Origin of the sequence: Pseudomonas sp. MWU347, assembly GCF_017947305.1 — a bacterium.
Classification (GTDB): Bacteria; Pseudomonadota; Gammaproteobacteria; order Pseudomonadales; family Pseudomonadaceae; genus Aquipseudomonas; species Aquipseudomonas putida_A.
This window is the reverse complement of the sequence record NZ_JAFGZB010000001.1, coordinates 380,676-392,080: the sequence shown is the minus strand read 5'-3', so window position 1 is coordinate 392,080 and position 11,405 is coordinate 380,676. Positions and strand designations below refer to the sequence as shown.

10 protein-coding genes are annotated in these 11,405 nt (G+C 60.6%); 7 read left to right on the top strand and 3 right to left on the bottom strand.

Going from position 1 to position 11,405, the window contains the following annotated elements:
- Window position 1 precedes the first annotated feature (1 nt).
- Window positions 2–787, bottom strand: a complete 786-nt coding sequence (locus KCG87_RS01755; RefSeq protein ID WP_139055146.1) for a transporter substrate-binding domain-containing protein — start codon at window positions 785–787, stop codon at window positions 2–4.
- A gap of 256 nt (window positions 788–1,043) precedes the next feature.
- On the opposite strand from KCG87_RS01755, the gene KCG87_RS01750 reads away from it, so the two are divergent.
- From KCG87_RS01750 to KCG87_RS01725, 6 genes are all read left to right on the top strand, one after another.
- Window positions 1,044–1,751 (top strand): FCD domain-containing protein, encoded by a 708-nt coding sequence (locus tag KCG87_RS01750; RefSeq protein ID WP_210556360.1) that lies wholly within the window; start codon window positions 1,044–1,046, stop codon window positions 1,749–1,751.
- 120 nt (window positions 1,752–1,871) lie between these two features.
- Window positions 1,872–2,201: a thioredoxin TrxA gene (gene trxA, locus KCG87_RS01745; RefSeq protein WP_003177349.1), complete on the top strand. Its 330-nt coding sequence runs from the start codon at window positions 1,872–1,874 to the stop codon at window positions 2,199–2,201.
- Between the two features lie 247 nt (window positions 2,202–2,448).
- Entirely contained in the window at window positions 2,449–3,708 is a 1,260-nt protein-coding gene (rho, locus tag KCG87_RS01740) for a transcription termination factor Rho (protein ID WP_003229334.1), read from the top strand.
- 195 nt (window positions 3,709–3,903) lie between these two features.
- Complete coding sequence (locus tag KCG87_RS01735) at window positions 3,904–5,904, top strand: acyltransferase family protein (RefSeq protein WP_210556362.1); 2,001 nt, start codon at window positions 3,904–3,906, stop codon at window positions 5,902–5,904.
- Between the two features lie 69 nt (window positions 5,905–5,973).
- The gene (gene ubiD, locus KCG87_RS01730) at window positions 5,974–7,440 is read left to right on the top strand and encodes a 4-hydroxy-3-polyprenylbenzoate decarboxylase (RefSeq protein ID WP_003229330.1); all 1,467 of its coding nucleotides are present in this window, start codon (window positions 5,974–5,976) and stop codon (window positions 7,438–7,440) included.
- Window positions 7,440–8,408, top strand: coding sequence for a CDP-6-deoxy-delta-3,4-glucoseen reductase (locus tag KCG87_RS01725; protein ID WP_047596694.1), 969 nt, complete (start codon window positions 7,440–7,442; stop codon window positions 8,406–8,408). Before ubiD ends, KCG87_RS01725 begins: the two co-directional genes overlap by 1 nt.
- A 62-nt stretch (window positions 8,409–8,470) precedes the next feature.
- On the opposite strand, the gene KCG87_RS01720 is transcribed toward KCG87_RS01725, so the two are convergent.
- Window positions 8,471–8,944 carry a sn-glycerol-3-phosphate transporter gene (locus tag KCG87_RS01720; RefSeq protein ID WP_139055148.1) on the bottom strand — a complete coding sequence of 158 codons (474 nt, stop codon included), beginning with the start codon at window positions 8,942–8,944 and terminating at the stop codon, window positions 8,471–8,473.
- A 354-nt stretch (window positions 8,945–9,298) separates the two neighbouring features.
- On the opposite strand from KCG87_RS01720, the gene KCG87_RS01715 reads away from it, so the two are divergent.
- The gene (locus tag KCG87_RS01715) at window positions 9,299–9,967 is read left to right on the top strand and encodes a gamma-glutamylcyclotransferase (RefSeq protein WP_098966192.1); all 669 of its coding nucleotides are present in this window, start codon (window positions 9,299–9,301) and stop codon (window positions 9,965–9,967) included.
- Here KCG87_RS01715 and glpT read toward each other — a convergent pair.
- Entirely contained in the window at window positions 9,943–11,292 is a 1,350-nt protein-coding gene (glpT, locus tag KCG87_RS01710; RefSeq protein WP_027610481.1) for a glycerol-3-phosphate transporter, read from the bottom strand. The genes KCG87_RS01715 and glpT overlap by 25 nt on opposite strands.
- Window positions 11,293–11,405: the final 113 nt, after the last annotated feature.

Below are 11,405 nucleotides of genomic sequence, written 5' to 3'. Positions count from 1 at the left end.
ATCAGAGGTCGGCCGGCAGCGGCTCTTTGAGCCAGGTCTGCGAGTTTTTCTCCAGCGCGCCGTCGGCCTTGGCGGTGGCGAGGATCTCGTTGACCTTGCCCAGCAGCGCGGGCTCGTTCTTGTTCACGCCGACGTAGACCGGCGAATCCTTGAGCTTCACTTTCAGCGCCGGCACGCGTTTCGGGTTCTTCTCGCTGATCGCCACCATCACCACGTTGCCGCTGGCGATCAGATCGACCTGGCCGGCGAGGTAGGCGGCGATGGTCGAGTTATTGTCCTCGAAGCGCTTGATGGTCACGCCTTCGGGGGCGACCTTGGTCAGCTCGATGTCTTCGATCGCGCCACGGGTGACGCTGATGGTTTTGCCCTTGAGGTCGTCGAGCGTAGTGACGGCGGCATCAGGCGGGCCGAACACCGCGAGGTAGAAAGGCGCGTAGGCGTGGGAGAAGTCGATGACTTTCTCACGCTCCGGGTTCTTGCCGAGGCTGGAGATCACCAGGTCGACCTTGCCGGTGGTGAGGAACGGGATGCGGTTGGTGCTGTTGACCGGGGTCAGCTCGAGTTTGACCTTGAGTTGCTCGGCCAGCAGTTTTGCCGTGTCGATATCCAGGCCACGGGGTTTCATGTCCGGGCCGACCGAGCCGAATGGCGGGAAGTCCTGAGGCACGGCAACTTTCAGTGTGCCGCGTTTGACCACGTCTTCCAGGCCATCGGCGTGGGCGGGGATCTGGCTCAGCATCAGGCTGGAAAACAGAGCGGCGAGGAGGGCTCGGTAACGCAGGGTCATGGCAAATCTCCGGATCGACGGGAAGTGATTTCTGCGATCGGACAGAGCACGGGCCGTGCCAATACCCGGATTTATCCCCGGCAGGCCGCGGGTTTGCCGGGTTTGTTCGGTCTTACTGGTCTGAACAGTCAGGTTGTTTTTCGCACCCCGATGGCGCACCGGCAGCGGGCGCCGAACCCCGCTGGGGCACGACTTGCCGGATCCGGCGAATAGCTTTACAACTAGCCGCACCTTGGCCTGGCTCGTCTGAAAAACCATGAACTCGATCTCCCGCGCCGTACCCGAAGTGGCGCTGCAAGCCATACGCAAACTGATCACCGAGCAGGGTTTTGGTGCGGGCGATGCGTTGCCGTCGCAACGGGATCTGGCGGTGCAACTGGGGGTCAGTCGGGCGTCGTTGCGCGAGGCGTTGTCGTCGCTCAGTGCGCTGGGCGTGGTCAGTATTCAGCCGGGCAAAGGCGTGTTCGTGCAGGCACCGGTGGACATTGCGCAGGGTGACAATGCGCCGGGCTGGCCGTTCGCAGCGCAGGCCTCGCCACTGGACATCTTTCAGTTGCGCTATGCGCTGGAGGGGTTTTCCGCCGGGCTGGCGGCGGTGACCTTGAGCACGTTTGACCTGGATGCGCTTGAGGACAACGTTGCGGCGATGCGCGAGCAATTGAAGGCTGGCGACTTCGAGGCCGCGGCGAAACTCGACTTCGAATTCCATCGGCGTATTCTGCTGGCCAGCGGCAATCAGGCGATGCTGAGCATCCTCACCGCCAGCGCCGAGATCTTTCTGGAGAGCCAGAAGCTACCGTTCATCCGCGCCGAACGGGCGATGGAAACCTGGCAGGAGCACCGCAAGATCCTTCGTGCCCTCGCGCGCCGGGCGTCCGCTGCGGCCCAGAAGGCCATGCAGGAGCACGTGCGCAATGCGGCCCTGCGCACCGGAATTTCCTTCATTGCCCCCGCCACGGCGTGACTTGGGCTATACCCAAACTCATCGAGTGCCATAGCAAGACTCAATCAACTGCGGCTTCCTGAACAAGGGAAGGGCGGCTATGATGGGCCACGTTTTTTTGCTTACAACCTGGAGAATTCCATGAGCAGCGATCTTATCAAACACGTTAGCGACGCCAGCTTCGAAGCCGACGTACTCAAGGCCGAAGGCGCTGTACTGGTCGACTACTGGGCTGAATGGTGCGGCCCTTGCAAAATGATCGCTCCGGTTCTGGACGAGATTGCCGAGACTTACAAAGGCAAGCTGACCATCGCCAAACTGAACATTGACGAAAACCAGGAAACCCCGGCCAAGCACGGCGTGCGTGGTATCCCGACGCTGATGCTGTTCAAGAACGGCAACGTTGAAGCGACCAAAGTCGGCGCCCTGTCGAAGTCGCAACTGGCTGCTTTCCTCGACGCCAACATCTAAGCGTCGCAGTAAATCGCCGAAAAAAAGCCTCGCAATTTGCGGGGCTTTTTGCGTATTCAGGGCTAGACGCTCCGAAACTCAGGTGGTACATTCGGCCCCGCACTGGTTTCTCCACTGCCCCCTGCTAGCCGTCGCCGACGCACTCCTTTTCGAACAAGTTCGCGATCCTGTCGCCTTCTCCGCGGCGCGGCCTCATTAAGCCAAAAGCTTAATTTCCCCCCTCCATAAATGATTACGTCATTCCTATATGAATCTGACTGAACTCAAGCAAAAGCCGATTACCGAACTGCTCGAATTGGCCGAACAGATGGGCATAGAAAATATGGCCCGTTCGCGCAAGCAGGACGTGATTTTCTCCCTGCTGAAAAAGCACGCGAAAAGCGGCGAGGAAATCTCCGGTGATGGCGTGCTGGAGATTCTCCAGGACGGCTTCGGCTTCCTGCGCTCCGCTGACGCTTCCTACCTCGCCGGCCCGGACGATATCTACGTCTCGCCGAGCCAGATCCGTCGTTTCAACTTGCGCACCGGTGACACCATCGTTGGCAAGATCCGCCCTCCGAAGGAAGGCGAGCGTTATTTCGCTCTGCTCAAGGTCGACACGATCAACTTCGATCGTCCGGAGAACGCGAAGAACAAGATTCTCTTCGAGAACCTGACCCCGCTGTTCCCGACCGTGCGCATGAAGATGGAAGCCGGCAACGGTTCCACCGAAGACTTGACCGGTCGTGTGATCGACCTGTGCGCCCCGATCGGCAAAGGCCAGCGTGGTCTGATCGTTGCACCGCCGAAAGCCGGTAAGACGATCATGCTGCAGAACATCGCGGCGAACATCGCCCGTAACAACCCTGAAGTTCACCTGATCGTGCTGTTGATCGACGAACGTCCGGAAGAAGTGACCGAAATGCAGCGCACCGTGCGCGGCGAAGTGGTCGCCTCGACCTTCGACGAGCCGCCGACCCGCCACGTGCAGGTTGCCGAAATGGTGATCGAGAAGGCCAAGCGCCTGGTCGAACACAAGAAGGACGTGGTGATCCTGCTCGACTCCATCACCCGTCTGGCCCGTGCCTACAACACCGTGATCCCGAGCTCCGGCAAGGTGCTGACCGGTGGTGTCGATGCTCACGCCCTGGAGAAACCGAAGCGTTTCTTCGGTGCTGCGCGCAACATCGAAGAAGGCGGCTCGCTGACCATTATCGCCACGGCGCTGGTTGAAACCGGCTCGAAGATGGACGAAGTGATCTACGAAGAGTTCAAGGGTACCGGCAACATGGAACTGCCTCTGGATCGCAAGATCGCCGAGAAGCGTGTGTTCCCGGCCATCAACATCAACCGTTCCGGCACCCGCCGCGAAGAGTTGCTGACCGCCGACGACGAACTGCAGCGCATGTGGATCCTGCGCAAGCTGCTGCACCCGATGGACGAAGTGGCTGCCATCGAGTTCCTGGTCGACAAGCTGAAAACGACCAAGACCAACGACGAGTTCTTCCTGTCGATGAAGCGCAAGTAACATCGCCGGTTGAACCGATAAAAAGGGCGCCCCTTTGGGGGGCGCCTTTTTTTTGCATGAAATTTACCCCGGCAATGGGAGGTTCCTGATCTGGTAAGGTCTGTGATCGGGCAACCCACAAACAGCGCTTGGAGCCTCTGTGAATAAGGCTCGAGCTGTACAAAAAACAACCACCTGATTGGCATTAAAGATTTTATGAGCACACTCGCTTATCGAAGGGATATCGACGGCCTGCGAGCAGTCGCGGTGATCGCCGTGGTGCTGTTCCATTTTGGCGTCCCGGGGTTTACCGGCGGTTTTGTCGGCGTGGACGTGTTCTTCGTGATTTCCGGCTACCTCATCACCTCGATCATCTGGAATCAGCGTCAGGCTGGCCGTTTCAGCTTCGTCGAGTTCTGGGCGCGGCGTGCGCGGCGGATTCTGCCGGCGCTGTTCGCGATGATCATTGCGGTGCTGGCGGTGGGCTGGTTCCTGCTGGCGCCCAAGGACTACGAAGAGCTGGGGCGTTCGGTGCGCTATCAGGTGACGTTCGTCTCGAACATCCTGTTCATGCGTCAGGACGGCTACTTCGACGTTGCCTCTGACCTGAAACCGCTGTTGCACACGTGGTCACTGGCGGTGGAGGAGCAGTTCTACATCTTCTTCCCGCTGCTGCTGACGTTGCTCTCGAGCCGTCTGAAACATTGGCGGTTGGCGCTGTTCGGCGTGCTGCTGGTGTCGTTCGGGCTGAGTGTGTGGGCGATCCAGCATCATCCGGAGAAAGCCTTCTTCCTGCTGCCGATGCGCGCCTGGGAGTTGCTGGCCGGGGCGATGCTGGCGGTTGCGCCGAAACACGCCTGGCGCTTGAAGCCGCTGGCCGCCCAGGCCTTGAGCCTGCTCGGCATGGGGTTGATCCTGCTGGCGGTGTTTGCCTATGACAAGTCGACGCCGTTCCCGGGTGTCACCGCGTTGCTGCCGGTGCTGGGCGTGGTGCTGCTGATTCTGGCCAACGGTCATCGCGAAACGCTGGTTGGTCAATTGTTGAGCAGTCGGGTGATGGTCGGCCTCGGGCTGATCTCCTATTCCTGGTATTTGTGGCACTGGCCGGTATTCGTGTTTTCCAGCTACGCCAGTGTCGATGAGCCGGGCGCGCTCGACACGGCCGGGTTGATTCTGCTGACCCTGGTGCTGGGTTATCTGTCGTGGAAGTTCGTTGAAACGCCGTTCCGTGAACGGCGCTTGCTCGCCGGTCGTCGGCAGATTCTGCTGGCCGGTTTCTGCGGGATCCTGGTGCTCGGTCTGGCCGGGCAATCACTGCGCTGGACCGATGGCTTGCCATGGCGCCTGTCCGAGCAGGCGCTGCAATACGCCAAAGGCCGCGAATGGCGGCCGGAGCTGATGGCATGTCTGGCGGATGACAAGACCCCGGACGACAAGCTGTTCTGCCATTACGGCGTGGCGGATCTGCCGACCCGCGCGCTGGTCTGGGGCGACAGCCATGCCACGGCGCTGATCCCGGTGTTCGATGACGGTGCCAAAGCTCACGGTGTCAGCGTGATTCTGGCCAGTTCTCCAGGGTGCATTCCGGTCGATGGGCTGGAGCATGACGGGGTTTGTGCACGCTTCAACAAGCGGGTCGAGCAGGGGCTGAAAAACCAGGCGATCAGCGATGTGGTGCTGGTCGCCCGCTGGAGCCTGTACCTGTACGGCGATGCCAAGGGTGATCTCGGGCATGTCTTGAGAACGCCAGACGGTCGTTACGATCGCGCCGAGGCCGAGCAGCGTTTTGCCGCAGGCCTGCGCACTCGCGTCGCACAATTGCGGGCAGCCGGGCATCGCGTATGGCTGGTGAAAGAGGCGCCGTTGCAGGCGTTCAGCCCGCCGTATCGACTGACGCGGCTGGCGATGCTCGATCGTCCGGTGGATGACGTCGGACTGGCCGTCGAGGCGCACCACAAGCGTCAGCTGTTCATCAGTCAGTTGTTCGCGCAGTTGGCGCAGAATGATCCGGCAGTGCGCGTGGTCGATCCGGCGCCGCGACTGTGTGATGAAAACGGCCTGTGTCACGCCGAACTCGGTGGGTATTCGCTGTACACCGATGACAATCACCTGTCCGAAGTCGGTGCGCGGTTTGTGGCGCCGATCCTTGAGCCGCTGTTTATCGGCCTGCAGGCCCGGGAAAACCGTGGACAAGCACAGACGAATGCAGCCAAGTAAGCAGCGACAGGCTGCCACAGGGCTGCATAGCAGGTAGGATGTACGCCTATTTTGAGGGTGCCATCGTCAATGAAATTCAAGGATCTTCGGGATTTCGTGCAGCAGCTTGAGCAGCGCGGAGAGTTGAAACGCATCCAGATTCCCGTCTCGCCGGTGCTGGAGATGACCGAGGTGTGCGACCGCACACTGCGGGCCAAGGGCCCGGCGCTGCTGTTCGAGAAGCCGACCGGCTACGACATCCCGGTGCTCGGCAACCTGTTTGGCACCCCGGAGCGGGTGGCCATGGGCATGGGCGCCGAGTCGGTCAGCGAACTGCGCGAGATCGGCAAGCTGCTGGCTTTCCTCAAGGAGCCGGAGCCACCGAAGGGCTTGAAGGACGCGTGGTCGAAACTGCCGATCTTCCGCAAGATCATCTCGATGGCGCCGAAAGTCGTCAAAGACGCGGTGTGCCAGGAAGTGGTCATCGAAGGCGACGACGTCGACCTGGCGATGCTGCCGGTGCAGACCTGCTGGCCCGGCGACGTCGGCCCGCTGATCACTTGGGGCCTGACCGTCACCAAAGGCCCGAACAAGGATCGCCAGAACCTCGGCATCTACCGTCAGCAAGTGATCGGCCGCAACAAGGTGATCATGCGCTGGCTCAGCCACCGTGGCGGTGCGCTGGACTTCCGTGAGTGGTGCGAGAAGCACCCGGGCCAGCCGTTCCCGGTCTCCGTGGCGCTGGGCGCCGACCCTGCGACCATCCTCGGCGCCGTGACGCCGGTGCCGGACAGTCTCTCCGAATACGCTTTCGCCGGCCTGTTGCGCGGTAACCGCACCGAGCTCGTCAAGTGCCGTGGCAACGACCTGCAAGTGCCGGCCACTGCCGAGATCATCCTCGAAGGGGTGATTCATCCGGGCGAAATGGCCGACGAAGGCCCGTACGGCGACCACACCGGTTACTACAACGAAGTCGACAGCTTCCCGGTGTTCACCGTCGAGCGCATTACCCACCGGATCAAGCCGATCTATCACAGCACCTACACCGGCCGTCCACCGGATGAGCCGGCGATCCTCGGCGTGGCGCTGAACGAAGTGTTCGTGCCGATCCTGCAGAAGCAGTTCCCGGAAATCACCGATTTCTATCTGCCGCCCGAAGGCTGCTCGTACCGCATGGCCGTGGTGACGATGAAGAAGTCGTATCCGGGGCATGCCAAGCGCGTGATGCTCGGTGTATGGTCGTTTTTGCGACAGTTCATGTACACCAAGTTCGTTATCGTCACTGACGACGATATCAACGCCCGGGACTGGAACGACGTGATCTGGGCCATCACCACGCGCATGGACCCCAAGCGCGACACGGTGATGATCGACAACACGCCGATCGACTACCTCGACTTCGCCTCGCCGGTGTCCGGCCTGGGCTCGAAAATGGGCCTGGATGCCACCCACAAGTGGCCGGGCGAAACCACTCGCGAGTGGGGCCGCGTAATCGTCAAGGACGACGCCGTCACCCAGCGGATCGATGCCATCTGGAATCAGTTAGGAATAGATTGATGCGTGTAACCCTGCAGCCCTCCGGAGCGGTGCTTGAGATACGGCCCGGCGAGCGGATTCTCGATGGTGCGCGGCGCCTGGGCTATGAATGCCCGCAAAGCTGCCGCAACGGCAATTGCCACGTATGTGCGGCGCTGCTGGTGGAAGGCCGGGTCGAGCAGGCCGGCAAGGTGCACGACCACGGCGAGTTCTACACTTGCATAGCCGAGCCGCTGGAAGACTGCGTCCTGCTGTGGGATGGCGTGCTCGCGCTGGGAGAACTGCCGGTGCGCAGCCTGTCGTGTCAGGTCATCGAATGCCGGGATGTCGGTGGCGACACCTGGCGCGTGCGCCTGCGTGCGCCGGCCGGCAAGCCGCCGCGTTATCACGCCGGGCAGTACCTGATGATCGAGCGTGAAAACGGCGAGAAGTCGGCGTTCTCCATGGCCTCGGCGCCGCACGGCGGGCGCGATCTGGAAATCCACGTGCTGGCCCGTGAGGCCAGTGCACTAAGTCTGATCGAGCAGTTGCAACGCAACGCGATGGTGCGCGTCGAGCTGCCATTCGGTGACACTCACCTCGCCGAGTTGCCTGACGGGCCACTGGTGTTGATCGCCGCCGGCACCGGCATGGGCCAGATCCACAGCCTGATCGAACACTGCCGCGCCAACGGCTTCAAACACCCGGTGCATCTGTACTGGGGCGTACGCCGTCCGGAAGATTTCTACGACATCGAGCATTGGGACGAATGGCTGAAGCTGCCCAATCTGTTCCTGCACAAAGTCGTCAGCGACCAGTGCGGTTGGGAAGGGCGCTGCGGGATGTTGCACCAGGCCGTGTGTGAAGACTTCGCCGATCTGAAGTCCCTGCATGTATACGCCAGCGGCTCGCCGGCGATGGTCTACGGGACTCTGGATGCGCTGGTGGAAGCCGGGATGGATGCGCACCAGATGCGCGCCGATGTATTTGCGTATGCGCCGCGCTCTTGAGCCGCGCGAATTGAGCCGCGCTCTTGAGCCGAGCTCTTGCGTCCCGCGCCTGAGCCGCGCTTCTAGAAGCGCACGCCGCTAGTCACCATCGCCGCATTGGCGCCGAGAAATACCAGCTCGGCGGCCAATGGGCCGTAGTGAGTCCCGACGGACGGAATGATCACCGGCGCAACGCCGTAGCGGTTCAAAGGAATCTTGTCCTTGTAATCACCGCGATAACCCTGCAACAGCCCACCCGTGAGTTTCAGATACAGCGGATATTCGCTGCTGTCATAGCGCTTGCCGACATAGGCGTAGTTCGAGCGCTGGCGGAACGAGTTACGGAAAGTTGCCCCGCCAAATACCCAGCCGGACGCCTGATTGCGTTCGATGCCGATCAAGTCCTGATGATTATTGTGCTCGGGGTCGGGCGAGTAATGTCGGGTGTAGACACTGGTCTGGGCATACCAGAAGCCTTTGCCTTGCGCATTGTCCTCGGCCAATGCATGGCCGGCCTGAGCCATCAGCAACGCGGCCAGAAGTCTTGGGATTTTCATAGTGCAGCCTCAGTTAAACGGGATGGCTTGCGCCAGAGGAAGGCCGTTATACGTAGGCGTTCAGCGACGGAGAAGAAAGAAAGTCCGACATTTTAGTAGGAAGATTCCTGCGCTTTCTTGAACCAATCCTGAACAAGCGAAGGCTTATGCATATTTCATTCGGGTATTTAAGATATTTCGGCAATGGTATTAGGCTATATAAAACCGCATAGCGTTGACTGATACACCCGATTTAGCGCTATCGAGCAGGTCATACATCCTTTAGCACTTTTCGTTTTAGATTTACTGCTATATGTTCTAACGAACGAATTGCGCTTACATCTTGTAATACTTGCGGGGCCGAACACTTCCGTCATGACAGCCATAGAATCTGCTTTTCTGAATCTGGCTTATCCTCCGCGGCTCGATCTGGGGCCGCAGCTCACTCACGAACAACTTCTCGCTTCCATGCAATCGACCATGGCGCGCCACAAGGGCGGGCCGGTGTGGCTGTTCGCCTACGGGTCGCTGATCTGGCGCCCGGAATGTACGGCGGTGGAGCGGGTGCGCGGGCGCGTCCATGGCTACCACCGCGGCCTGTATTTGTGGTCGCACGAGCATCGGGGGACGCCGGAAATGCCCGGGCTGGTATTTGGTCTGGATCGCGGCGGTTCATGCAGCGGCTTCGCCTATCGGCTGCCGGAAGAGAATCTCGACGCTGCGCTGTACGCGCTGTGGAAACGCGAGATGCCGTTCCCGTCCTATCGCCCGCACTGGCTGAACTGCCGGCTCGAAGATGGCAGTCAGGTTCAGGCGTTAGGGTTTGTTTTGGAGCGACACCTGCCCAGCTATGCCGGCAACTTGCCGGATCACGTGCTGAGTCAGGTGTTCGAAAGCGCTTGCGGGCGTTACGGCACCACTCGCGATTATGTCGAGCAGACCGCCCACGCCCTGCGCAGCCACGCCATGCCGGATCGAAATCTGGAGGCGCGGCTCAAGCGCTGTCAGTCAAAAGCCGATCAGGCGACGGCTTCGCGGCTCTGACTGGCGACTTGCTTGTGCCATAGGGTCGGCGCCAGGAAGGCCATCGACAGCAGGCAAGCGCCCACCAGCAGGACAAAACCACCGTTCCAGCCGAAGTGGTCAACGGTGTAGCCCATCGCCGCACTCGCCGCGACCGAACCACCCAGGTAACCGAACAGACCGGTGAAGCCCGCAGCCGTGCCGGCGGCTTTCTTCGGTGCCAGTTCCAGCGCCTGCAGGCCGATCAGCATCACCGGGCCATAGATCAGGAAGCCGATCGAGAACAGCGCGATCATGTCCACCGTCGGGTTGCCGGCCGGGTTCAGCCAGTACACCAGCGTCGCCACGGTCACCAGCGCCATGAACACCATGCCGGTCAGGCCACGATTGCCACGGAAGATCTTGTCCGACATCCAGCCGCACAGCAGCGTGCCCGGAATGCCCGCCCACTCGTAGAAGAAATAGGCCCACGAGGTTTTATCCACGGTGAAACCTTTGGCTTCTTTCAGGTAGGTCGGCGCCCAATCCAGTACGCCGTAGCGCAGCAGGTAAACGAACACGTTGGCCATGGCGATGTACCAGAGCATTTTGTTGCGCAGCACGTATTTGACGAAAATTTCCTTGGCGCTGAATTCGTCTTCGTGGCTGGCGTCGTAGCCTTCCGGGTAATCGTTCTTGTACTTCTCGATCGGCGGCAGGCCGACAGATTGCGGGGTGTCACGCATGGTGATGAAGGCAAACACCGCCACGCCCAGCGCCACCGCTGCCGGAACGTAGAAGGCTGCGTGCCAGTCATTGAACAGGCCCATGCCGATCAGGAACAGCGGGCCGATCAGACCGCCACCGACGTTATGCGCCACGTTCCACACCGAAACCACGCCGCCACGTTCCTTCTGCGACCACCAGTGCACCATGGTGCGTCCGCTCGGCGGCCAGCCCATGCCCTGGGCCCAGCCGTTGATGAACAGCAGGATGAACATCATGGTCACGCTGGAAGTCGCCCACGGCGCGAAACCGAAAATGAACATCACCCCGGCCGACACCAGCAGGCCGAATGGCAGGAAGTAGCGCGGGTTGGAACGGTCGGACACCAGGCCCATCAGGAACTTCGACAGACCGTAGGCAATGGCGATGGCCGACATCGCCAGACCCAGATCGCCACGGCTGTAGCCTTCGTCGATCAGGTACGGCATGGCCAGCGAGAAGTTTTTGCGCAGCAGGTAGTAACCCGCGTAGCCAAAGAAGATACCGGCGAAGATCTGCCAGCGCAGGCGTCGGTAAGTACTGTCTATTTTTTCTTCAGGCAATGGAGCCTGATGTGCGGCAGGACGAAAGAAAGCAAACATTCAAGAGCTCCAGATTTCTTGTTTTGACTGCGGATGCGAATGTTACAGTTTCGTTACCGAAAATAGCACCGGTTCGCATCGGCAAAACAGCGGAAAATGTTGGAAGTCGCACG